The organism is Pantoea sp. 9140, from assembly GCF_000745295.1.
Lineage (GTDB): Bacteria > Pseudomonadota > Gammaproteobacteria > Enterobacterales > Enterobacteriaceae > Pantoea > Pantoea vagans.
On sequence record NZ_JQNO01000001.1, the window covers coordinates 552447 to 575318 of the forward strand.

The 22872-nt window shown below is 57.3% G+C and carries 20 protein-coding genes; 12 read left to right on the forward strand and 8 right to left on the reverse strand.

All coding sequences use genetic code 11. The features are described from left to right. Positions 1–71: 71 nt before the first annotated feature. Genes FA92_RS02405 through FA92_RS02415 form a run of 3 tightly spaced genes read left to right on the forward strand, consistent with a single transcriptional unit; the run spans position 72 to position 1910 of the window. Positions 72–686 (forward strand): methylthioribulose 1-phosphate dehydratase, encoded by a 615-nt coding sequence (locus FA92_RS02405; RefSeq protein WP_033781972.1) that lies wholly within the window; start codon positions 72–74, stop codon positions 684–686. Next, a complete protein-coding gene (gene mtnC / locus FA92_RS02410) occupies positions 683–1366 on the forward strand; it encodes an acireductone synthase (protein ID WP_033781973.1) in 684 nt (227 codons plus the stop codon). The genes FA92_RS02405 and mtnC overlap by 4 nt, the downstream gene beginning before the upstream one ends. Position 1367: 1 nt before the next feature. Continuing rightward, positions 1368–1910 (forward strand): acireductone dioxygenase, encoded by a 543-nt coding sequence (locus FA92_RS02415; RefSeq protein ID WP_033781974.1) that lies wholly within the window; start codon positions 1368–1370, stop codon positions 1908–1910. 56 nt (positions 1911–1966) lie between these two features. Here the strand turns inward: FA92_RS02415 and mtnA are convergent, their stop codons facing one another. Continuing rightward, on the reverse strand, positions 1967–2989 hold the full coding sequence (mtnA, locus tag FA92_RS02420; RefSeq protein ID WP_033781975.1) for an S-methyl-5-thioribose-1-phosphate isomerase: 1023 nt from the start codon (positions 2987–2989) through the stop codon (positions 1967–1969). 121 nt (positions 2990–3110) lie between these two features. Here mtnA and mtnK point away from each other — a divergent pair, with 121 nt between their 5' ends. Further along, positions 3111–4310, forward strand: coding sequence for an S-methyl-5-thioribose kinase (gene mtnK / locus FA92_RS02425; protein ID WP_033781976.1), 1200 nt, complete (start codon positions 3111–3113; stop codon positions 4308–4310). 318 nt (positions 4311–4628) lie between these two features. Here mtnK and fadE read toward each other — a convergent pair whose 3' ends face one another. Further along, positions 4629–7079 carry an acyl-CoA dehydrogenase FadE gene (gene fadE, locus FA92_RS02430; protein ID WP_033781977.1) on the reverse strand — a complete coding sequence of 817 codons (2451 nt, stop codon included), beginning with the start codon at positions 7077–7079 and terminating at the stop codon, positions 4629–4631. A gap of 253 nt (positions 7080–7332) precedes the next feature. On the opposite strand from fadE, the gene lpcA reads away from it, so the two are divergent. Beyond that, positions 7333–7911, forward strand: a complete 579-nt coding sequence (gene lpcA / locus FA92_RS02435; RefSeq protein ID WP_013356896.1) for a D-sedoheptulose 7-phosphate isomerase — start codon at positions 7333–7335, stop codon at positions 7909–7911. A 51-nt stretch (positions 7912–7962) separates the two neighbouring features. Beyond that, the gene (locus FA92_RS02440; RefSeq protein ID WP_013356897.1) at positions 7963–8730 is read left to right on the forward strand and encodes a class II glutamine amidotransferase; all 768 of its coding nucleotides are present in this window, start codon (positions 7963–7965) and stop codon (positions 8728–8730) included. Here FA92_RS02440 and dpaA read toward each other — a convergent pair. Next, complete coding sequence (dpaA, locus tag FA92_RS02445; RefSeq protein ID WP_033781979.1) at positions 8701–9444, reverse strand: peptidoglycan meso-diaminopimelic acid protein amidase; 744 nt, start codon at positions 9442–9444, stop codon at positions 8701–8703. The two genes, FA92_RS02440 and dpaA, sit on opposite strands and share 30 nt — an antisense overlap. A gap of 244 nt (positions 9445–9688) precedes the next feature. Between dpaA and dinB the strand changes: the two genes are divergently transcribed. Further along, on the forward strand, positions 9689–10744 hold the full coding sequence (gene dinB, locus FA92_RS02450) for a DNA polymerase IV (protein WP_033781980.1): 1056 nt from the start codon (positions 9689–9691) through the stop codon (positions 10742–10744). A 36-nt stretch (positions 10745–10780) separates the two neighbouring features. Here dinB and FA92_RS02455 read toward each other — a convergent pair whose 3' ends face one another. From FA92_RS02455 to pepD, 4 genes are all read right to left on the reverse strand, one after another. Next, on the reverse strand, positions 10781–11848 hold the full coding sequence (locus FA92_RS02455) for a sugar ABC transporter substrate-binding protein (RefSeq protein WP_033781981.1): 1068 nt from the start codon (positions 11846–11848) through the stop codon (positions 10781–10783). A 25-nt stretch (positions 11849–11873) separates the two neighbouring features. Beyond that, entirely contained in the window at positions 11874–12875 is a 1002-nt protein-coding gene (locus FA92_RS02460; RefSeq protein WP_033781982.1) for an ABC transporter permease, read from the reverse strand. Further along, positions 12872–14377: a sugar ABC transporter ATP-binding protein gene (locus FA92_RS02465; protein WP_013356902.1), complete on the reverse strand. Its 1506-nt coding sequence runs from the start codon at positions 14375–14377 to the stop codon at positions 12872–12874. Before FA92_RS02465 ends, FA92_RS02460 begins: the two co-directional genes overlap by 4 nt. A 260-nt stretch (positions 14378–14637) precedes the next feature. Next, the gene (gene pepD, locus FA92_RS02470) at positions 14638–16095 is read right to left on the reverse strand and encodes a beta-Ala-His dipeptidase (RefSeq protein WP_013356903.1); all 1458 of its coding nucleotides are present in this window, start codon (positions 16093–16095) and stop codon (positions 14638–14640) included. A gap of 254 nt (positions 16096–16349) precedes the next feature. Here pepD and gpt point away from each other — a divergent pair, with 254 nt between their 5' ends. The 3 genes from gpt to crl all read left to right on the forward strand — a co-directional run bounded on the left by gpt (position 16350) and on the right by crl (position 18704). Then, positions 16350–16808, forward strand: coding sequence for a xanthine phosphoribosyltransferase (gpt, locus tag FA92_RS02475; RefSeq protein WP_003851171.1), 459 nt, complete (start codon positions 16350–16352; stop codon positions 16806–16808). Positions 16809–16923: 115 nt separating this feature from the next. Further along, positions 16924–18171 carry an esterase FrsA gene (frsA, locus tag FA92_RS02480; RefSeq protein WP_033781984.1) on the forward strand — a complete coding sequence of 416 codons (1248 nt, stop codon included), beginning with the start codon at positions 16924–16926 and terminating at the stop codon, positions 18169–18171. Between the two features lie 131 nt (positions 18172–18302). Continuing rightward, positions 18303–18704, forward strand: a complete 402-nt coding sequence (gene crl, locus FA92_RS02485; RefSeq protein ID WP_013356906.1) for a sigma factor-binding protein Crl — start codon at positions 18303–18305, stop codon at positions 18702–18704. A gap of 338 nt (positions 18705–19042) precedes the next feature. Here crl and ompC read toward each other — a convergent pair whose 3' ends face one another. Further along, positions 19043–20155 (reverse strand): porin OmpC, encoded by a 1113-nt coding sequence (gene ompC, locus FA92_RS02490; protein WP_013356907.1) that lies wholly within the window; start codon positions 20153–20155, stop codon positions 19043–19045. 238 nt (positions 20156–20393) lie between these two features. On the opposite strand from ompC, the gene proB reads away from it, so the two are divergent. Both proB and proA read left to right on the forward strand, forming a co-directional pair. Beyond that, entirely contained in the window at positions 20394–21497 is a 1104-nt protein-coding gene (gene proB, locus FA92_RS02495; protein ID WP_013356908.1) for a glutamate 5-kinase, read from the forward strand. A gap of 10 nt (positions 21498–21507) precedes the next feature. Next, positions 21508–22761: a glutamate-5-semialdehyde dehydrogenase gene (gene proA / locus FA92_RS02500; RefSeq protein WP_033781985.1), complete on the forward strand. Its 1254-nt coding sequence runs from the start codon at positions 21508–21510 to the stop codon at positions 22759–22761. Positions 22762–22872: the final 111 nt, after the last annotated feature.

Consider the following 22872-nt stretch of genomic DNA (forward strand, 5'->3'; position numbering starts at 1 on the left):
CATGCTCCGCGCGTCGGCGGCGTTGGCTACGCGTACTTACCCGGAATCTCATTTCACCGCAAGGAACCATTATGTCGCAGAGTCTTCCGTTAGATCAGCTGGTCGCCGCCTGTCACTGGATTGGGGCAAAAGGCTGGGCACCGGCCACCGGCGGCAATATGTCCGTGCGCCGCGATGAACATGTCTGCCTGCTGAGTGAATCGGGCAAAGATAAAGGCACGCTGACGCGGGATGACTTTATCGAGGTCGATATCGCCACCAGCCAGTCGCTCTCTGGCCGTAAGCCGTCGGCAGAAACCGGGCTGCACACGATGATCTATCGCCTCTTTCCGGAGGCGGGCGCGGTACTGCACACCCACACGGTGAATTCGACCGTGCTGTCGCGGGTGGAGCAGGGCGCGGCGCTGCTGCTGCACGGCTATGAGATGCAGAAATCGTTAAGTGGCCAGCACACCCATCTGGATACGCTGGCGATTCCCGTATTCGACAACAGCCAGGACATTGCGGCGCTGGCGTCAGAAATTGAAGATTACGCCGCCCGCTTTCCGCTGCATTATGGCTTCCTGCTGCGCGGCCACGGCTTAACCTGCTGGGGCCGGGATGTCAGCGAAGCCCGCCGTCATCTGGAAGGTCTGGAATTTTTATTCGAATGTGAACGTCAACGTCGCCTGCTGGAGAAAGCATGATTCGCGCCATTGTTACTGATATCGAAGGCACCACCAGCGATATTCGCTTTGTACATAACATCCTGTTTCCCTATGCCCGCCAGCATCTGCCGGACTTCGTGCGTGACAATGCGCACCAGCCTGAGGTGGCGGCGGCGCTGCAGTCGGTACGTGAAGAGGCCGGTCAGCCGCAGGCCGATCTGGATGGGGTGACGGACATTCTGCTGGGCTTTATGGGCCAGGATCGCAAATCCACCGGCCTGAAAGCGCTGCAGGGGATGATCTGGCGCGACGGCTACGTGAACGGCAGTTTTACCGGTCATCTCTATCCCGACGTCCTCCCAGCACTCACCCGCTGGAAGGCGCAGGGTATTGAACTTTATGTATATTCCTCCGGATCGGTTGCGGCGCAGAAATTGTTATTTGGCTACAGCGACGAAGGTGATATTACTGGCCTGTTCAGCGGCTATTTTGACACCCGCGTCGGCGCCAAGCGTGAAGTCGCGTCTTATCGCGCTATCGCCGCTGAAATTGGTCAGCCAGCGGCGCAGCTGCTGTTTCTCTCCGATATTCATCAGGAGCTGGATGCCGCCGCGGAGGCGGGATGGCAGACGCTGCAATTACTGCGTGGCGATGCGGACGACGAGAGCCGCCATCGTCAGGTGACGGATTTTTCCCAGATTAACCCGGAGTCGATTTAGGATGAGCGCACTGACTATTTTTACCGACCGCGAAGCCAGCCAGCCGGTGTGGCACAGCACCGACGCAGAAGCGATTCGTGACCGTCTGAATGCTAAAGGCGTCCGTTTTGAACGCTGGGAAGCCGATCGCGATTTGGGTGAAAACCCGGATGCCGAAACGGTGATCAACGCCTATCAGCATGCGATCGATCGGCTGGTGGCGGAGAAGGGCTATCAGAGCTGGGACGTGATCAGCATGCGTGCCGACAATCCGCAGAAAACCGTACTGCGCGAGAAGTTTCTCAATGAGCATACGCACGGTGAAGATGAGGTGCGTTTCTTTGTCGAGGGGGCCGGGCTGTTTTGCCTGCATCTGGATGGCGAGATCCTGCAGATCCTGTGCGAGAAAAACGATCTGATCTCGGTGCCCGCGGGCACGCCGCACTGGTTTGATATGGGATCGTCACCGCACTTCACGGCGATCCGGATTTTCGATAATCAGGAAGGCTGGGTGGCGAACTTTACCGGCGACAAGATCGCGGATGCCTATCCGCGTATGGCGTAATCTGTCAGCCTGCACGGTGAGGCGTCTGCCATCAGCGGCAAACGCCTTGCAGCGCGTTACTGCGGCTGGAAGATGCCGTTCTGTACCTGGTCAGGCGTGACCACGCCAGTATCCAGTACCCAGCCGCTGATCAGGGCGGCAGGCGTGACATCGAACGCCGGGTTGTAAACCTTCGTCGCTTCCGGTGCCCACTGTACGCTGCCAAAACTGCCGGCCACGCCTGTCACTTCGCTGGCGGCGCGCTGCTCAATAGGAATTTCTGCGCCGTCAGGACAGCTGCGATCCAGCGTGGTATGGGGAGCCGCCACGTAAAATGGAATCTGATGATAATGCGCCAGCACCGCCAGGCTGTAGGTGCCAATCTTATTGGCGACATCGCCGTTGGCGGCAATGCGGTCAGCGCCAACCCACACCGCATCCACCTCGCCACGGGCCATCAGGCTGGCGGCCATGGAATCGGTGATCAGCGTGTAAGGAACCGCCAGTTCGCCCAGCTCCCAGGCGGTCAACCGGCCACCCTGTAGCAGCGGGCGGGTTTCATCCACCCAGACATTCTTAACCAGTCCCTGCTGATGGGCACGGGCAATAACGCCGAGCGCGGTGCCCACGCCAGCAGTGGCCAGCCCGCCGGTATTGCAGTGGGTCAGCAACTGGCTGTTGGGTTTTACGAGTGTGCAACCTGCGTCTGCGATGGCGTCGCACAGTTGCTTATCCTCCTGCACCAGCCGCCAGGCTTCTTCAACCAGCGCGGGGACAAAGTCCGGCTGAGCCAGCGCCACTTTCATCCGATCCAGGTTGTTCATCAGATTGACCGCGGTAGGGCGGGCGGCGCGCAGCGTCTCCAGCGCCTGTGCCAGTTCAGCGCGCGTCAGTCCCTGTTCTGCCAGCAGCGCCAGCAACAGCGAAGCGGAGAGACCAATCAGCGGCGCACCGCGCACCCGCAGCGCATGAATATGTTCAACCAGCTGAGGCACGCTGTGCGCAGGCAGCCAGTTTTTCTGCTGCGGCAGCGCCTGCTGATCCAGAATCCAGAGCTGATTGTCACGAACCTGTAAACTGGTGGTTTGAAGTGTCTGCATTGTGGGTGAAATCCATGTTGCGTTAATGATACGTATTGTGCCAACATGCTGAACGGATGTATAGACGTCTGAACGGCTTATTACACCTGAGTGACCCCCTTCGAACGATGAGGAACAGGCAATGTCGCAATACCGTACTTTTACTGCTGCTGATGCTGTGGACTATGCCCGACAATTTGGCGGCGTGGACAATCCTGCCGCGCTGAGCAGCGCAGAAGAGATTGGTGATGGCAACCTCAACCTGGTGTTTAAGATTTATGACGATCAGGGCAACAGTCGCGTCATCGTCAAGCAGGCACTGCCCTATGTGCGCTGCGTGGGGGAGTCCTGGCCGCTGACGCTGGATCGGGCGCGGCTGGAAGCGCAGACCCTGGTCGAGCACTACAAGTATTGTCCGCAGCACACGGTGAAGATCACCCATTATGATGCGGAGTTGGCAGTGATGGTGATGGAAGATCTTTCCAGCCATCGCATCTGGCGCGGCGAGCTGGTGAAGGGCGTGTATTATCCGGAAGCGGCGCAGCAGCTAGGCGACTATCTGGCGCAGACTCTGTTCCATACCTCCGATTTCATCCTGCATCCACATCAGAAAAAAGCGGAAGTGGCGCGTTTTATTAATCCGGAAATGTGTGAAATCACCGAAGATCTTTTCTTCAACGATCCCTACACCAACCATGAGCGCAACAGCTATCCCGCGGCGCTTGAGCCGCTGGTCGCCAGCCTGCGTGATGATGATGCGTTACGCATTGCGGTGGGCGGCCTTAAACATCGCTTCTTTGCCCATGCTGAAGCCTTGCTGCATGGCGATATTCACAGTGGCTCAATTTTCGTTGCGGACCGCAGTCTGAAAGCGATTGATGCAGAATTTGGCTATTTCGGCCCCATCGGGTTTGATATTGGCACTGCTATCGGCAATCTGCTGATTAACTACTGTGGTCTGCCGGGGCTGCTGCCTCCGCGTGAAGCCGCCGATGCACGTGAACAGCGCCTCAGCGATGTTCACACCCTCTGGACGACCTTTGCGTCAGGCTTCCTGGCGCTGGCAGCTGAGAAAACCCGCGATGAGGCGATGGCTTATCCAGGCTATGCGGCGGCGTTTCTGCGTAAAGTGTGGGCCGATACCATCGGTTACTGCGGCACGGAACTGATTCGCCGCACGGTGGGGATGTCACATGTAGCGGATATGAAGCTGATTGCCGATCCGGCGATGCATATCGACTGCATCCGTAATGCGATTAACCTGGGACGCACGCTGATTCTGGCCGCCGATCACGTAGAAGATGTGGATGCGCTGATTGCCCGTATCCGTCAGGCGGGATAAAAAGGCCGACGTGATGTCGGCCTGTAAAGCAGTACTGGCTCAGGGAGCATACGCCCTCCCTTGCTCGCCCGGCCCGTAGCACGGGATGCTTTCCTTTTCTGACCCTGTTCCCTGCGCTTTGGGCTTAATCATTGCGGTCAGATTTCCCCTGATTTGGCATAGTGTCGCCCTCCTGATGAAGAGCGCTGAACTTCAAGCGATGGGAGCATACGCCTGGAGTAAAGCATCGCGGGCCATGGATGGCCCGCGCTGAGCATGCCATGGATGGCGTTTTTGCGTCTTTACGGAGGGCGTATGCTCCCTGAGCAGACGCTAATCCTATGCCGCCTCACTCGCCCGTGACGCAGGCTGAGGGGCTTTCTCCTGCACCGGGACTGCCAGTGCCTCTGGCTCAAACTCATCAACGTTAATCGACCGCAGACGACTGGCTTCAGCACGCTGCAACACATCCGCCTCTTTAGCATCAATCCAGCCCTGCTCCAGCGCACGCTTAGCCAGCGCGTCCAGCCGGGTAAAGGAGAGATGCTGCTTCGTCTGTTTGCACAACCTGTCATGAATCACTTCTGCCGCCATCACATCCTGCAGCGCCTGTTCCAGCTGACCGGCAGGGTTGTGCTCGCTCGGCGTCAGGTACATGCCACGTCCCAGACGGCTACGGGTAGCTGACGGCTGTTGCAGCATTTTTGCCAGTTGATGATCCAGGCGATCAGATGGCGCAGGACAGTGATGACCGCCAGCAAAAATGGTCATCCGCAGTGCGCCCGCCACCAGACGGTTGGGGAAGTTACGCAGCAGATCGTCGATAGCCACTTCCGCCTGATGCAGCGCATCCTGAACGCCCCAGTGAACCAGCGGCAGATCGGCTTCGTTGCGGCCTTCATCGTCATAGCGTTTCAGCGTCGCGGAAGCGAGATAGAGCTGGCTCAGTACATCGCCCAGACGCGCCGAGATACGCTCGCGACGTTTCAGGCTGCCGCCCAGTACCGCCATCGACACATCAGAGAGCAACGCCAGATTGGCACTGATGCGGTTCAGGTGCTGGTAATAACGGCGGGTGCCATCGCGGGTCGGGCTGGCGCTGGTACGTCCGGCGGTTAAGCCCAGCCACAGACTGCGCAGGGTGCTGCTGCCCACATAACCGATATGGCTGAACAGCGCGTGATCAAACGCGTTCACATCGTTGCTGGCGGCGGCTGCCATCTCCTGCAGCACATAAGGATGGCAGCGAATCGCGCCCTGTCCGAAGATAATCATGCTGCGGGTCAGAATGTTAGCGCCTTCCACCGTGATAGCGATCGGTGCGCCCTGATAGGCACGGGCCAGGAAGTTGCTGTTGCCGAGCATGATGCCTTTACCGCCCGCAATATCCATGGCGTCGATAATGGCGCGCTGGCCGCGATGGGTGCAGTGATATTTCACAATCGCCGACAGCACCGCCGGTTTTTCACCCTGCATAATCCCGGCGGTAATCAGCGTGGCCGCCGCATCCATCACGTAAGCGTTACCGGCGATGCGCGCCAGCGGCTCTTCAATCCCTTCCATCTTACCGATTGAAACCCGGAACTGACGGCGGATATGGGCATACGCACCTGTCGCCAGCGCCACACTTTTCAGGCTGCCGGTTGAGTTCGAAGGCAGCGTAATGCCGCGGCCCACTGACAGACACTCCACCAGCATCCGCCAGCCCTGTCCGGCCATTTCCGGCCCGCCGATAATATAGTCAATCGGTACAAAGATATTATTGCCGCGCGTTGGGCCGTTCTGGAATGGTACGTTAAGCGGGAAGTGGCGATGGCCAATTTCCACGCCGGGGGTATTCGTTGGGATCAGCGCACAGGTAATGCCAGGATTCTCGTTGTCGCTGAGCAGATGCTCCGGGTCAGAGAGTTTAAACGCCAGGCCCAGCACGGTGGCGATCGGCGCCAGCGTAATGTAGCGCTTGTTCCAGGTCAGCCGCATGCCCAGCACCTGCTGACCCTTCCATTCACCCATGCAGACGACGCCGGTATCGGGGATTGCGCCGGCATCTGAACCCGCTTCCGGGCTGGTCAGCGCAAAGCAGGGGATCTCATCGCCGCGTGCCAGCCGCGGTAAATAGTGATTTTTCTGCTCTTCGGTGCCGTAGTGCTGCAGCAATTCGCCCGGACCCAGTGAGTTAGGCACGCCCACGGTAATCGCCAGAATCCCGGAGACGCCAGACAGTTTTTGCAACACACAGGCCTGCGCATAGGCGGAGAAATCGAGTCCGCCATACTCTTTCTTAATGATCATCGCGAAGAAACGATGCTCTTTCAGATAGGCCCAGAGTTCCGGCGGCATATCGGCCAGCTCGTGGGTGATCTGGAAATCGTTAGCCATGCGGCACGCTTCTTCGACCGGGCCATCAAGAAAAGCCTGCTCTTCGGCGGTGAGGCGCGGCTGTGGATAGCTGTGCAGCTTCTGCCAGTCCGGTTTGCCCTGGAACAGATCGCCTTCCCACCAGGTGGTGCCCGCATCAATCGCTTCTTTCTCGGTGCGCGACATCGGCGGCATCACCTTCTGGAAGCGCTGAAAGATCGGCTTTGAAAACAGGCTGCGGCGCAGTGACGGCAGGTTAAATGGCAGCAGGACGATCGCCAGCAGCAGCAGCAGCCACGGCGTCCAGAGGTGAGCAACAGCCATCGCGGCAGTCCACAGCAACAGGATTGCGCTGCTGAGCCGTAACGACAGGCGGTGATAGAACAGAGCGCCAATCAGCGCCAGCGTGGCAAATATTGAAACAATTATCATGATGAACCGCTCCAGGAAGTAAGAGGTCTGACCTGTTGTGTAGAGAGGTTTAGAGTAGTTGGCGGGATTTATCAATTTGTTTACATCGCAATTACAACCTGCCTCACAAAAACCGTTTTTAGCCCATTTTTGCATCAACTGTGGCAATGTTAATCGCCGCCACTGCCTGGCCGGACATGGCATGACGCTTTGCGCTGACCGGCCATTCCGTTAAACTTGCTGCGATTAACCTCTCCTAAAAAAGGACATCCCTATGTACCAGGACATCATCCGCTCTGAGCTTAATGAAGCTGCTGATACGCTGACAAAATTCCTCAGCGATGACGCCAATATTCATGCGATCCAACGTGCTGCGGTGCTGCTGGCTGATAGCTTCAAGGCGGGCGGCAAGGTGCTTTCCTGCGGTAACGGCGGTTCACATTGTGATGCCATGCACTTCGCCGAAGAGCTGACCGGTCGCTACCGTGAAAATCGTCCTGGTTATCCGGCGATTGCCATCTCAGATGTCAGCCATCTCTCCTGCGTCAGTAATGACTTTGGTTATGACTATGTCTTTTCGCGCTATGTGGAAGCGGTAGGACGACCAGGCGATGTGTTGCTGGGCCTCTCAACCTCCGGGAACTCTGCCAATATTATTAAAGCGATTGAAGCTGCACGTGCGCAGGGGATGAAAGTGATCACCCTGACCGGTAAAGATGGCGGTAAGATGGCAGGCAGTGCCGATATTGAAATCCGCGTGCCACACTTTGGTTATGCCGATCGCATTCAGGAGATCCACATTAAAGTGATCCATATCCTGATGCTGCTGATCGAAAAAGAGATGGTGAAGTAACTGCGCTGGCCTCCCGCCTGACGGGAGGCCTCAAAATCAGAGGTGGTGGCTATGTGCGAATTGCTCGGGATGAGCGCCAATGTTCCCACGGATATCTGTTTCAGCTTTACCGGACTGGTTCAGCGTGGCGGTGGAACCGGGCCTCACAAAGATGGCTGGGGCATTACCTTTTACGAAGATAAAGGTTGTCGTACGTTTAAAGATCCGCTGCCGAGCTTTAACTCGCCGATTGCGCGTCTGGTGCAGGAGTATCCGATCAAATCGCATTCGGTGGTGGCGCACATCCGCCAGGCGAATCGTGGTCAGGTGTCGCTGGAAAACACCCATCCGTTTACCCGCGAGCTGTGGGGCCGAAACTGGACCTATGCGCACAACGGTCAGCTTAAGGGCTATCGTCAGCTGGAGACCGGTACATTCCGGCCGGTAGGTGAAACGGACAGTGAGAAGGCGTTCTGCTGGATCCTGCATCAGCTGGCGACGCGCTATCCACGCACGCCGGGCAACTGGCCTGCGGTGTTTCGTTTTATCGGAGAGCTGGCCGGTTCGTTGCGGCAGAAGGGCGTGTTTAACATGCTGTTGTCAGATGGCCGCTATCTGATGGCCTTCTGCTCCACCAACCTGTTCTGGATCACCCGCCGGGCACCGTTTGGCCGGGCGCAATTACTGGATCAGGATGTGGAGGTGGATTTTCAGCAGCACACCACGCCGCATGACGTGGTGACGGTGATTGCTACGCAGCCACTGACGGCCAATGAAACCTGGCAGCGGATTGCGCCAGGTGAATGGGCGTTATTCTGCCTTGGAGAGCGCCAGGAATGAACGTGAAGCGGCTTCGGGACTGGCTAACACCGGTGCCGGGCTGCTGTTCATCACATATTTCCCGCTGGTAACATTGACCATCGGCGGCTGGTGATATTTCGCAAAGTACGCATAGCCCGGCTGCAACTGCTGCCAGAAACTGGCGTCGCTGGAGTAGCGGTGACGCTGCATGTTGCTGTCGGTCATGCGGAACGGATAGATGCTGATGCCAACATCCTGCTGACCGTTACGCAGCGCCGCGTTCACATAGGTAAAAATCTCATCCATATAGGCGTTGGTCATGGCATAGCAGCCAATTGACTTACAGTCGCCATGAATCATCAGGTAGTTGCCGCTATACCCCTGATTACGATCGTACTGATTCGGGAAGCCGATGTTGATCGCGCGATAAAAGCGGCTATCCGGCTTCAGCTGATTCAGCTTCACGTTGTAAAAACCTTCCGGGCTTTTGAAATCGCCTTCACGACGTTTCGGGCCGAGGCCGCCAGAAAAGTTACAGATGCGATAGGTATCCAGCAGGCGGAATTCGTTACCGATTTTGCCGTAGAGTTCGAGCGTGCGTTCTTCCTTGAAGATCTGGATGTAGACCGGGGTGCCGAGTAACTGCTTTTTTAATTCTTTGCTGACCGGTGCCGCTGAGACGGGTTCGGGTGTCATTGCCATGCTGAGGGCTGGCAGTAAAATCATCGCAAACAGGAGTGCGATTTTGCCCATGCTGTGTATACCTTGAGGTGAAGAGAACATGACGCAAAATGTGCGTCTTTGTTTGCATTATCGGAACTGTCCGCTACCGCAGCGCAACATTAAACATTGTCTGTTTTTTTAGCAAGACGCCGACAGCCAGATTCGCGATTTACTGAAAGATATTCGGCCACAAATTTGTAAACTTTAATTGTGGGCCCGACAAATATTGCAGTTACCCCTGCCAACTGTATACTTATCCAGTGCCGGAGGGGGTATGCGTAAAATCATTCATGTCGATATGGACTGCTTCTATGCCGCGGTGGAGATGCGTGATAATCCCCAGCTGCGCGATATCCCGATCGCCATTGGCGGCAGTCGCGAACGCCGTGGCGTGATCAGCACCGCCAACTATCCGGCCCGCAAATTTGGCGTGCGCAGTGCGATGCCAACCGGCATGGCCCTCAAGTTATGCCCGCATCTGCGCCTGCTGCCAGGCCGTTTCGACGCCTACAAAGAAGCCTCCGCACAGATTCGCGACATTTTTACCCGCTACACACCGCGGATTGAACCGCTCTCACTCGATGAAGCCTATCTGGATGTCACCGACAGTCCGCACTGTCACGGCTCCGCCACGCTGATGGCGCAGGAAATCCGTGCGACCATCTTCCGTGAAACCGGGCTTACCGCGTCAGCGGGTATCGCGCCAATTAAGTTTCTGGCGAAGATCGCCTCGGACCTGAATAAGCCGGACGGACAGTATGTAATTACCCCGCCGGAGATGGCCGGTTTTCTGCTGTCCCTGCCGCTGGCGAAAATTCCCGGTGTCGGCAAGGTCTCGGCCAAAAAGCTGGAGGAGATGGGGCTGGTCACCTGTGGCGACGTACAGAAGGCTGATTTAGCGCTGCTACTGAAGCGCTTTGGTAAGTTTGGCCGGGTGCTGTGGGAACGCAGCAACGGCATTGATGATCGTGAGGTGATCGTCGAGCGCGAGCGTAAATCGCTGGGAGTGGAACGCACGCTGGCGGAAGATATCAGCGACTGGGACGCCTGCCTGGAGATTATCGACTTTCTCTATGCTGAACTGGATCGCCGGCTGACGCAGATTCGACCAGACAAACAGGTGGCGCGGCAGGGCGTAAAACTGAAGTTCAGCGATTTTCAGCAGACGACCCAGGAGCATATCTGGCCGGTGCTGAATAAAGAGGACATGATTGCCATCGCCCGGAAAACCTGGGATGAGCGTCGCGCCGGTCGTGGCGTGCGGCTGGTGGGACTGCATGTCACCATGGTGGATCCCCAGCTGGAGCGTCAGCTGCTGCTGGGTCTGTAACGGTCAGCCTCACCAGTCGGCAAGGCTGACGCCGGATTACTTCTTGTATTTCGCCTCAAGGGTCGCAAACCACGGTGCGATGAAATCTTCATTGCCGCCCCAGCCCGGAATGATCTTGTTCAGCGAGGCAACGTTCACCGCGCCAGGCTGACTGTTGAGCTGCTGCTGAGAGATCGACGCGGCTTTAAACTGATACGTCGCTGGCGTCTCTTCACCGGCAATCTTCTTCGCCACCAGACGCATATTCACCGCGCCGATGGTTTTAGGATCGACCGCCACCGTCTGCACCCATGGGCTGTTTTTCTCGCGCATCAGCTGCAAATCCTGGTTCGAGACGTCGATGCTGTAGAGCTTAATCTCGGTACGACCATTCTCCTGCAGCGCCTTGTAAGCACCCTGACTGAACGCATCCCAGGCGCCCCAGATGGCATCGATTTTGCCTTTCGGGTATTTCGCCAGAATCGCGCCAATCTTGTTGGCGGTGTCGCCCTGAACGTCCGTAGAGACGGCGCCAATCGACTCCAGCTGGTGAATGCCCGGATTCTCTTTCAGCAGTTTTTCATACACGACCTGACGGCGTTCCATCGGCGGGAAACCGGCGACCCACAGCTTGACGATGTTCGCCTTACCGTTGAAGTCGTGGATAAGCTGACCTAGCGACAGCTGCGCCAGCGAAGCATCATCCTGCGCAGTGACGGTGACGCCAGGAATCCGGTTATCCACCGGCGTATCAAACACGGACAGCTTAATACCGGCATCGGCAATACGCTTTACCAGTCCGCTGGCGTAGGGTGCTTTGCCGTGCGACAGCACGATGCCGTCATATTTCTGGCTGATCGCCTGATTCACGAAATCCTGAAAGCGCGCATCATCGCCGTTGCTGAGAAAGGTGCTGACCTTAAAGCCCAGCTGGCGACCCTGCTGTATGGCACCGGCAACAAACTGGGTGGTGTTGTCATCGGAGCCGAGGTTGCGGATCACCGCAATACGAATCAGGCCATCATGGCTGGCGATTGCCGCAGGCACCGGGGTGACGGTGTCCGCGAAGGCGGCGCTGGCGTTCAGCAGGCTCAGGGCCAGCAGCGAGAGTGTTATTTTTTCCATTGTTATCAACTCCGGTATACGCGCCTCAGCGGCGCTGGATATAGGTAATCGCCAGTGCTAACGCCAGCACCAGTCCTTTAATAATGTCCATGGCGTAGTAGGGCACAGAGAGCATGACCAGGCCGTTCTGCAGCACGCCGAGGATAACCGCGCCGACCAGCGTGCCCAGCGCGTTGGGCTTGCCGGAACCGGCCAGCGAAAAGCCAATCCACGCCGCCGCGACCGCATCCATCAGGTAGCCGCTGCCGGCATTGACCTGCGATGAACCGATACGTGAAGCAAGCAGGATGCCGCCCAGACCGGCGAGCAGTGAGGCGATCACATAAGCCAGCACCCGGTAGCGGTTGGTACGGATGCCCGAGAGGCGCGCCGCTTCCGGATTACCGCCCAGCGCATACATGCGGCGGCCATGCTTAGTCAGAGATAGCGCCAGCTGTGCGGCAACGGTCACCACCAGCATAATGATGACGATGGTCGGCACCTGACCCAGCAGGCCAAACGCGGCCGGAATAGTGCCTTCCGCCATATCACCGCTCGGCAGCACCATGTTCTCGGTGATCGACCCGCCAAAGCTGTAGGTCATCGCCACACCCTGAATCACGAAGAGTGTCGCCAGCGTCGCCAGCATGTCGGGGATACGCAGGATCACAATCAGGAAGGCGTTAAACAGTCCGACCAGGGTGCAGAGCGCCAGGGTAATCAGGATTGCGGTGGTCGTGCCGAAGCCGTACCAGACAAACAGCGAAATCACTAACGCATTGGCGAGTGAGGCGGTTGAGCCGACCGACAGATCAAAGCCGCCCACGGTCAGCGAGATGGACACGCCGATCGCAATCACCGTCACAATCGCAATCGATCGCAGAATGTTGATGATGTTGTTGGGCTCAAGGAAGCTGTCGGAAGCCAGGCCAAAGGCGGCGATCAGGATCACCACCGTGAGTAACATGCCCCATTTATAGAGAAAGTCGAACAACTGGTGACGCCATGGCGCGGCCGTCAGGTTCAGGCTGGTTTCTTTGCTGCTCACGCAGGGGTTCCTCCGGTGGAATAGAGCAAAAGCGTCTCTTCGGTGACGTCGCGTGCGGCCAGCTCGGCCACAATACGTCCATCCCAGAGCACGCAAATCCGGTCGCATAAGCCGACCAGTTCAGAAAATTCACCCGACGCGTAGATGATGCCTTTACCCTCGCGCGCCAGGCTGTCGATCAGGGTGAACAGCTCGGTTTTGGCTTTGATATCGACGCCTTTGGTCGGCTCATCGAAAATCAGCACGTCAGCGTTGTTGCGCAGCCATTTGCCAATCGCCACCTTCTGCTGGTTGCCGCCTGAGAGACGCCGCAGTGTCTGTGCCGGGCCGGTGGTGCGCACCTGCAACTGCCGGATAACCTGCTCCGCCCAGCGCCACGCCTGGCGATGCCCGAACAGGCTCCAGCGCGAAAAGCTGTCGTCGGCGCTGACGCTAAGGTTCATCGCCACCGACTCATCGATAAAGATCCCCTCTTTGCGCCGCTCTTCCGGCACCAGCGCCATGCGGCGACTGACGGAGTCGTGCGGCGAGCGCGGCTGCCACGGCTGACCGTGCAGTTCACCGCGACTGACGCGGCTTTTGCTGGCACCAAACAGCGCCTTGCAGAGTTCGGTTTTGCCGGCACCGGCCAGTCCGGCGATGCCCAGAATTTCCCCTTTGTGCAGCCGCAGCGAGATATCCTGCAGCAGCTGCTCATCGTGCAGTCCTTCCACCGCCAGCAGCAGCGGCTGTGTCTGCTGTTCACGACGGGCCGGGAAGATATCGGTGAGCTGGTGGCCCAGCATCTTCTCCACGATCTGCTCGCCGCTCAGCGCCGCCATCGGGCCGGTTTCGATCAACCGGCCATCACGCAGCACCGTCAGCTGGTCGCAGATGGCTTTCAGTTCATGGATGCGGTGAGAGATGAACACCACGCCGATCCCACTGGCCTGCAGACGACGCACCACGGCAAACAGCCGTTCGCTTTCGTGCTGATCCAGCGGGGCAGTGGGTTCATCCAGAATCAGGAAGCGGCAGTGGTGCGACAGCGCCCGCGCCAGCAGAATTTGCTGTTTTTCCGCCAGGGTGCAGCGCTCTACCAGCCGGTTGACGTCCAGTGCCACGTCGAGCTGCGTCAGCAGCGCCCGCGCCTGACGGCGGATCTCACCCCAGCGATAGCGGTGGCCGGGTTCTGCCAGCCGATCCAGCAAAATGTTTTCCGCCACGCTGAGCTGCGGCACCAGCGCCACGTCCACTTCCTGCTGAACCAGATGGATACCCAGCTGTTTTGCATCACGCGGCGTGCGGATGGAGACCGGTTCACCATCCAGCAGGATTTCGCCGCTGTAGTGGCTGTGCGCGCCGGAAAGGATCGCCATCAGGGTAGATTTACCCGCGCCGTTCGCGCCGGTCAGGGCATGAACCGAATGGCCGTCACTGCGGAAATCCACCGACGATAGCGCGGCAAACCCGCCAAAAGCGATGGAGATGTTACGCATCTCAAGGCGGTTTAACCCTGGCATGTCATTACTCTCCTGAAAAATCACTGGCCGCATTTTTTCCTGAACCTTCAGGCGCGGCAACAGCCGAAAGCGCATAAGCTAGCACGAAATCTTATTAGCCATCCAGACATCCGGATATAACGGCGGCTGTGACCAGCGAAGCGCGGGAACGTGGCGGAATAGCGGGGTAAAGCGCGGAAAAGGCAGCGAATTATGCTGGGGATAAGTGACAGGCATAAAAAAACCAGGCCGGAGCCTGGTTTACTTTTTTTGTGACAGAATTACTTTTCTGGCACTACATTCAGCAGGGTGGTCAGTAATTTCCAGTAAAGACCAACGCTTTCGATGTGAACCTGCTCATCCGGCGAGTGCGGCCCGGTGATGGTCGGTCCAATCGAGACCATATCCATATCCGGATATGGCTTTTTGAACAGACCACACTCCAGACCGGCGTGAATCACCTGAATGTTCGGGGTCTTATCAAACAGCGCGATATAGGTCTGACGGGTCAGCGCCATGATGGCGGAGTCCGCATCCGGCTGCCAGCCTGGGTAGCCACCTTTCGCTTTGGTCTGCGCGCCCGCCAGCTGGCCCAGCGAGGTCAGCATCTGTACCACATAATCGCGGCCGGTGTCGATCAGCGAACGGATCAGGCAGTTGATCTCTGCGTGGTCATCTTCCATCGTCACCACACCGATATTCAGTGAGGTTTCGACCACACCTTTCGCCACGTCTGAATTGCGGATCACGCCGTTTGGCGTGCTGTTCAGCAGATTCAGGAAGCGATCGCGGCTGTCAGTGCTCAGGGCATTACCCTGATGCGCCAGCGGCTCGGTGACCAGTGCGATGTTTGGCTCTTTAACGCCATGCTCGTTTTTGATGGCGCTCAGGAAGTGCGCCGCTGCGGATTTCAGCGCATCCGCTTTGTGACTCTCGACCGCCACAGTAGCAAAGGCTTCACGCGGAATCGCGTTGCGCAGCGTACCGCCGCTGAACGCCAGCAGACGCAGATCCAGTTCAGCCGCGTGTGCCGCCAGGAAGCGTGCCAGCAGTTTGTTGGCGTTGCCGAGGCCCATATGAATGTCGGCACCGGAGTGACCGCCACGCAGTCCCTTCAGCGTCAGCTTCAGGGTCTGGAACTCAGCAGGCACGGCTTCGCGGGTCAGTGGCAGGGTAGAGACGAAGTCGATACCGCCTGCACAACCCATGTAGATCTCACCTTCTTCTTCGGAGTCGGTGTTGATCAGGATTTCAGCCTGCAGCCAGTTGGGTTGCAGACCGAACGCGCCATCCATGCCAGTCTCTTCGGTCATGGTCAGCAGCACTTCCAGCGGGCCATGCGTCAGGCTGTTGTCAGCCAGCACCGCCAGCGCAGAAGCCATACCGATGCCGTTGTCCGCGCCCAGCGTGGTGCCGCGTGCTTTTACCCACTCGCCGTCAATCCAGGGCTGAATCGGGTCTTTGGTGAAGTCATGCACGGTGTCGTTATTTTTCTGCGGCACCATGTCCAGATGCGCCTGCAGCGCAACCGGGGTACGGTTTTCCATGCCTGCGGTGGCGGGCTTACGAATCAGGATGTTGCCGACCTGATCGCGCTCACACCAGAAGCCCTGCTCTTTAGCCCAGCCGGTGATGTAGTTCGCCAGCGCTTCTTCGTGAAAAGAGGGATGGGGAATAGAGCAGATCTTAGCGAAAATATCCCACAGTGGCTGTGGAGAGAGTTGAGACAATTCAGACACGACAGGTCTCCTGTGTCAGTGTACCGGCGAGGCCGGACATCGCGAGTTTCCAGTGAAAAATCGCCGTCAGAGAATCTGACGAGCCAGGCCTGAGAATATCACTGTTTTTTACCGGGTGCGCTCTCAGACGCGCTAAAAAGCCGCAACCAGCGCGCGGGTGCTGGTTTTTAGTGCGTCAACTCCTTATAATCTCGCGCAACCTTTTCCCCGTTGCACATTTTTACGCCACCTCGGTTGGCTGGGATTTCTATTTTATGAGCGAAAAATACGTCGTTACCTGGGACATGCTTCAGATTCATGCCCGTAAACTGGCCCAGCGCCTGCTTCCTGTTGAACAGTGGACAGGCATTATCGCGGTGAGCCGCGGCGGTCTGGTACCGGCTTCGCTGCTGGCACGTGAACTGGGTATCCGCTACGTTGATACCGTCTGCATCTCCAGCTATGACCACGATCATCAGCGCGAAATGAAAGTGCTGAAGCGTGCGGAAGGCGACGGTGAAGGCTTTATCGTGATCGATGACCTGGTGGATACCGGCGGCACCGCCCAGGCGATTCGCGAGATGTACCCGAAAGCGCGTTTCTGCACCATTTTCGCGAAACCCGCTGGTCGCTCACTGGTTGATGATTATATTGTCGATATCCCGCAGGATACCTGGATTGAGCAGCCGTGGGATATGGGCGTGGTCTACATCCCGCCGATTGTAAAAAACTGATTGATACACATCAGACAACGCCCGGTTTTCCGGGCGTTGTGCTTTCTGAGCCTCGCACGCCGAATTGCCGTACAGTACACTTAGCCATCGCCGTTCTGTTGCAGGAGAAGTGAGTATGTCGAGCAAAAATCTCAGCGAGGAGCTATTCAAGCCGCGCTTTAAGCATCCTGAAACCTCTTCCCTGGTTCGCCGCCAGCATCACGCTACCCCGGATATCCACTCAGCCCTGGATGGTGACAGCCAGCGTGGCTGGTATCGCATGCTGAACAAGCTGATGTGGACATGGCGCGGGCTGACGCCGCAGGAGATCAGTGAAGTGCTGGCGCGTATTGCCATCAGTAACGTTGAACATACCGATGAGACGCTGCTCGATACGGTAATCGGTTTCCGCAGCGGTAACTGGCATTTTGAATGGTGCAGACAGGCAGGCATCTGGCAGCAGAAAGCGCTGGAGGCGACCGACGACAGCGAGGCGGGTGACTACTGGCTGCACGCGGCGCACCTCTATAGCGTTGCCGCTTATCCCTATATAAAAGGCGATGAGCTGGCTGACCAGGCACAGACGCTGGCCAATCGCGCCTATGAAGAGGCCACTCAGCGGTTGCCGGGCGAACTGAAATCCCTGACGTTTGCCATCACGGGCGGCAGTCCGGTTAGCGGCTTTCTGCACATACCACCGGATGTCGAAGCGCCTTATCCCACCGTGCTGTTCTGCGGCGCGCTCGACTCGTTACAGAGCGATCATTACCGCCTGTTCCATGACTATCTTGCCCCGCGCGGCATTGCGATGCTGACCATTGATGTGCCGTCGGTGGGTAACTCGGTGAAATGGACGCTGAATCAGGACACCAGTTTTCTGCATCAGCAGGTGTTGCGCGATCTGAAAAACGTGGCCTGGGTTGACCATACCCGTGTGGCGGCGTTTGGCTATCGCTTTGGCGCGAACGTGGCGGTGCGGCTGGCCTATCTGGAATCGCAGCGGCTGCGCGGCGTCGCCTGTCTTGGCCCGATTGTGCATGCGCTGCTGACGCAGACGGCATTGCAGGATGAGATCCCGGATATGTATATGGATATGCTGGCAAGCCGGTTAGGCATGGCGACCACTTCCGACAGCGCGCTGCGCACCGAACTCAATCGTTATTCGCTTAAAACCCAGGGATTGCTGGGCCGCCGGACGCCGACACCGATGCTGTCGGGTTACTGGCAGAACGATCTTTTCAGTCCGGAAGAAGAGAGCAAGCTGATCGCTAACTCGTCGTCAGACGGCAAAGCGCTGCTGATTCCGGTGAAGCCGATGATGGCCAGTTTCGACAAGGCGCTGAATGAGATTTGCGACTGGCTGGAGAAGCGTTTAAAAAGGTAACTGGCAAAATTTACAGTATTTGCTACAACTAGTAGCGGAATTCTTCCGGGCGGCCTTATAAAGGCTTATGACGTAATCGGGCCGCCCGGAAATCAAGGCTGTATAGCGGTCAAAACCTATGGAGAATCAGCATGACGTTACCAAGTGGTCATCCCCGCAGTCGCCTGCTTAAGCGTTTTACCGAGCTTGGGCCTTATATTCGCGATGGGAAATGTGGCGAAACCCGCTTCTTCTTCGACTGTCTGGCTGCCTGCGTCAATGTGAAACCGGCACCGGAACTGCGTGAGTTCTGGGGCTGGTGGATGGAGCTGGAAGCGCAGGCTGACCACTTTACCTATGTCTACCATATTGGTCTGTTCGATAAAGAGGGCGACTGGTCGGTGGCAAACATCAAAGGTAAAGAGAACACGGCACGTGTGGAAGAGACCTTACGGAATTTCCATACCCGCCTGAAAGCGATGCTGAAGGAGTTAGAGCTGGATCTTATCCCGGCCAGCGACTTCGATGAGAAACCGGTGAAGCTGAGCGCCTGATTAGGTAGTTCAGTAAAATAAAGACGAAAAAAATGGCGAGTTTAAAAACTCGCCATTTTTGTTGAAGTCTGGCCCGCTGTTAGATCGCGTTTTCGCAGAGAACACGGTCAGATCGGAAAGACGCAAAAGCCGCCATCCATGGCACGCTCTGCTCACGCGATTACGCACCTCATCCCTGAGGTGCGTCCGTAAACGGGCCAACGCTTTGCGTTGTTCAAAAACGCTCCCGGCGTTTTTGTCCGTGGCGTGGGACGCTTTCCTCTTCTGACCGTGTTCCCTGCGTGTTGAATTTATGCGTTGCTGCCAGATCCAAATCCGCCCGGTTTTCGAGCCTCAAATCAGAACTGGTAAGTCACACCCATTGCCACAATGTCGTCGTTGTTGATCGACAGCGCGTTGTCATCATCCAGCTGGTTGATTTTGTAATCCACGAAGGCGGACATGTTTTTGTTGAAGTAGTAGGTTGCACCCACATCGATATATTTCACCAGATCTGCATCACCGATACCGTTTTCAATATCTTTGCCTTTGGTCTGCACATAGCCAATAGAAGGACGCAGGCCGAAATCAAACTGATACTGCGCCACCAGTTCGATGTTCTGCGCTTTGTTGGCTGCGCCCGCGACGGCAGCGCCGGTATTACGGTTGGTGCCGCTGATTGGCGTCATGTTGCGGGTATCGGTGTAAATCGCCGCCAGGTAAACGCTGTTGGCATCATACTTCACCCCTGCGCCCCAGGAATCTGCGCGGTCACCGCCGCCATAGGCGCGCGCCTGCTGCTGGTTGGTGCGGTCAGATGAGGTGATGGCACTCATCAGGCTCACGCCGCTATCACCCAGCGCATAGCCCAGTGAAGCACCGTAGCCGTCGCCGTTCTGGCGGTTAATGTCAGTACGGCTGTTGGCGCTGGTGGCGTCGTTCTTGCCCTGATACTGCAGCGCAAATTTCAGGCCATCGACCAGACCAAAGAAGTTGTTGTTGCGGTAAGTGGCGACGCCGGTGGCGCGCTGGGTCATAAAGTTATCGGAACGGGCCGTGCCGTCCCCACCGAATTCCGGGAACACGTCGGTCCAGGCTTCAACGTCATACAGCACGCCATAGTTACGGCCATAATCCACCGAACCATACTGCGAGAATTTCAGGCCAGCAAAACCCAGGCGGGTCTTGTTGCCGTTATTGGCGTCGCTGCCTTCAGAGTTATTAACGTTGTACTGATATTCCCACTGACCGTAACCGGTCATCAGGTCATTAATCTGCGTCTGGCCTTTAAAGCCGATACGGGTATAAGACTTGTCACCGTCTGCGCTGGCATTATCGCTGATGTAGTGCTCAGCTTTAACTTTGCCGTATAAATCCAGTTTGTTGCCGTCTTTGTTATAGATTTCGGCAGCGTGCGCGGCAGAAGCCAGCGTCAGCGTGGAGACGATCATGGCCAGTGTGCTTTTCTTCATTTGCTATCAATCCCAATGTGAACGCCGTAAAAAAACGAAAGTTTTTGTAAAACACCGACTTTTTACCCGTCCGTGATGAACTTTTTATGACACTTTTCCGGATTTCTTGTTAATGCTGAACTTTTGGTCTACCGCCTTGTCCGCGTAAATTCGTGCTTTTCCCCCGCTGGCTGTTGGCTTCCGTATCGACTCCTGTTAAAACGTCCTTTCGTAAAAATTTTTCACTACGGCAGGAAATATGAGTGGCAGTCAGACCTTAGTGGTCAAGTTGGGTACCAGCGTTCTTACCGGCGGCTCTCGCCGGTTAAATCGGGCGCACATGGTGGAACTGGTTCGTCAGTGTGCGCAGCAGCATGCCGCAGGCCACCGCATTGTGATCGTCACTTCTGGCGCGATGGCCGCCGGACGCGAACACCTGGGCTACCCCGAACTGCCACCCACCATCGCCTCAAAGCAGCTGCTGGCTGCGGTGGGGCAGAGCCGTCTGATTCAGCTGTGGGAACAGTTATTCTCCATCTATGGCATCCATATTGGTCAGATGCTGCTGACCCGTGCCGACATGGAAGATCGCGAACGTTTCCTGAATGCCCGCGATACGCTGCGCGCGTTGCTGGATAACCACATTGTGCCGGTGATCAACGAGAACGATGCGGTTGCTACCGCTGAAATCAAAGTGGGCGACAACGACAATCTTTCGGCGCTGGCGGCGATGCTCGGCGGTGCCGACAAGCTGCTGCTGCTGACCGATCAGCAGGGTCTGTTTACCGCCGATCCGCGCAACAATCCTGACGCTGAGCTGATCAGCGACGTCCACGTGATCGATGATGCGTTACGCGCGCTCGCGGGTGACAGCGTATCCGGTCTCGGCACCGGCGGTATGTCGACCAAGCTTCAGGCGGCGGATGTTGCCTGCCGCGCCGGAATAGACGTGATTATCGCCTCGGGCAGTCGCAGCGGTGTGATCAGCGATGTGATTGACGGTAAGCCGGTTGGTACGCGATTCCATGCACAGCAATCGCCGCTGGAGAACCGTAAACGCTGGATTTTCGGTGCGCCACCGGCGGGCGAACTTACCGTCGATGACGGGGCACTGGCGGCCATCATTGAACGCGGCAGTTCGCTGCTGCCCAAGGGCATTCGCGCAATCCAGGGGAATTTCTCGCGCGGTGAAGTGATCCGCATCCGCAGCCTGCAGGGCCGGGATATTGCTCACGGTGTTTCTCGCTACAACAGTGACGCGATGCGCATGATTGCCGGCCATCACAGCCAGCAGATCAGCGAAATTCTGGGATATGAATATGGCCCGGTGGCCGTTCACCGCGACGATATGATCGTCAGTTAAGGAGCGGACAATGCTTGAAGAGATGGGAAAAGCGGCGCGTGCCGCAGCGTATACCGTGGCCGATCTGTCGACGGCTGAGAAGAATCAGGTTCTGATGACCATTGCTGACCGCCTTGAGGCGGAGAGCGCAGACATTCTGGCTGCTAACGAGCTGGATTTAGCCGATGCGCGTCAGAACGGCATGAGTGCCGCGCTGTTAGACCGGCTGACACTCAACCCGCAACGCCTCGCCAGCATCGCCAGCGATGTGCGTCAGGTCTGTCAGCTGGCCGATCCGGTGGGACAGTTAATCGACGGCGGTCAGCTCGACAGCGGACTGCGTATTGAACGCCGTCGCGTGCCGCTGGGCGTTGTTGCAGTCATTTATGAGGCGCGTCCTAACGTCACGGTTGATGTCGCCAGCCTGTGTCTGAAAACCGGCAACGCCGCCATTCTGCGTGGCGGCAAAGAGACCTGGCGCACCAATGCGGCCACCGTCCGGGTGATCCAGAACGCGCTGAAACAGCACGGTCTGCCGACGGCTATCGTGCAGGCGATTGAAAATCCGGATCGCGAGCTGGTGAATCAGCTGCTGAAGCTGGATCGCTACGTCGATATGCTCATCCCGCGTGGCGGAGCCGGGCTGCACAAGCTGTGCCGGGAAAACTCCACTATCCCGGTGATTACCGGCGGCATCGGCGTCTGTCACATCTACATTGATGAGACGATGGAGATTGAACCGGCGCTTGATCTGATCGTCAACGCCAAAAAACAGCGTCCCAGCGCCTGTAACTCGCTGGAAACGCTGCTGGTGGATCAGGCGATGGCCGAACGTTTCCTGCCCGCTTTCAGCGCGCGTATGGCGCAGGAAGGCATCGCGCTGCATGCTGACAGCAACGTGCTGGCGCAGCTGCAGCAGAGCCCGGCTTCGGTCATCCAGGTTAATCCTCAGCAGTACAATGATGAGTGGCTGTCGCTGGACCTTAACGTCAAATTAGTGGCGGATATGGATGAGGCGATCGATCACATCCGTACGCACGGCACGCAGCACTCGGATGCCATCCTGACCCGCGATACCCGCAACGCCGCGCGGTTTGTTCGTCAGGTCGACTCCTCAGCAGTCTATGTTAACGCCAGCACCCGCTTCACCGATGGCGGGCAGTTTGGCCTGGGTGCCGAAGTGGCGGTCAGTACCCAGAAGCTGCATGCACGCGGCCCAATGGGATTAGAGGCGCTGACCACCTATAAATGGATTGCCTGGGGCGACGACACGCTCCGGTCATAGCTACGATAATTTTTAACAAAACGGGAGTCTTTCAGAGACTCCCGTTTTTTTTAGCCCGGCTTTCCGGTCCAGTGAAAGATAGAGTTTTCTGCCCATCTGATCAATTTTCAT

Excerpts from the sequence above, each read along its gene's own strand:
- FA92_RS02405 (WP_033781972.1), top strand. The coding sequence starts at position 72 with ATGTCGCAGAGTCTTCCGTTAGATCAGCTGGTCGCCGCCTGTCACTGG.
- mtnC (WP_033781973.1), top strand. The coding sequence starts at position 683 with ATGATTCGCGCCATTGTTACTGATATCGAAGGCACCACCAGCGATATT.
- FA92_RS02415 (WP_033781974.1), top strand. The coding sequence starts at position 1,368 with ATGAGCGCACTGACTATTTTTACCGACCGCGAAGCCAGCCAGCCGGTG.
- mtnA (WP_033781975.1), bottom strand. The coding sequence starts at position 2,989 with ATGCAGACACTTCAAACCACCAGTTTACAGGTTCGTGACAATCAGCTC.
- mtnK (WP_033781976.1), top strand. The coding sequence starts at position 3,111 with ATGTCGCAATACCGTACTTTTACTGCTGCTGATGCTGTGGACTATGCC.
- fadE (WP_033781977.1), bottom strand. The coding sequence starts at position 7,079 with ATGATAATTGTTTCAATATTTGCCACGCTGGCGCTGATTGGCGCTCTG.
- lpcA (WP_013356896.1), top strand. The coding sequence starts at position 7,333 with ATGTACCAGGACATCATCCGCTCTGAGCTTAATGAAGCTGCTGATACG.
- FA92_RS02440 (WP_013356897.1), top strand. The coding sequence starts at position 7,963 with ATGTGCGAATTGCTCGGGATGAGCGCCAATGTTCCCACGGATATCTGT.
- dpaA (WP_033781979.1), bottom strand. The coding sequence starts at position 9,444 with ATGGGCAAAATCGCACTCCTGTTTGCGATGATTTTACTGCCAGCCCTC.
- dinB (WP_033781980.1), top strand. The coding sequence starts at position 9,689 with ATGCGTAAAATCATTCATGTCGATATGGACTGCTTCTATGCCGCGGTG.
- FA92_RS02455 (WP_033781981.1), bottom strand. The coding sequence starts at position 11,848 with ATGGAAAAAATAACACTCTCGCTGCTGGCCCTGAGCCTGCTGAACGCC.
- FA92_RS02465 (WP_013356902.1), bottom strand. The coding sequence starts at position 14,377 with ATGCCAGGGTTAAACCGCCTTGAGATGCGTAACATCTCCATCGCTTTT.
- gpt (WP_003851171.1), top strand. The coding sequence starts at position 16,350 with ATGAGCGAAAAATACGTCGTTACCTGGGACATGCTTCAGATTCATGCC.
- frsA (WP_033781984.1), top strand. The coding sequence starts at position 16,924 with ATGTCGAGCAAAAATCTCAGCGAGGAGCTATTCAAGCCGCGCTTTAAG.
- crl (WP_013356906.1), top strand. The coding sequence starts at position 18,303 with ATGACGTTACCAAGTGGTCATCCCCGCAGTCGCCTGCTTAAGCGTTTT.
- ompC (WP_013356907.1), bottom strand. The coding sequence starts at position 20,155 with ATGAAGAAAAGCACACTGGCCATGATCGTCTCCACGCTGACGCTGGCT.
- proB (WP_013356908.1), top strand. The coding sequence starts at position 20,394 with ATGAGTGGCAGTCAGACCTTAGTGGTCAAGTTGGGTACCAGCGTTCTT.
- proA (WP_033781985.1), top strand. The coding sequence starts at position 21,508 with ATGCTTGAAGAGATGGGAAAAGCGGCGCGTGCCGCAGCGTATACCGTG.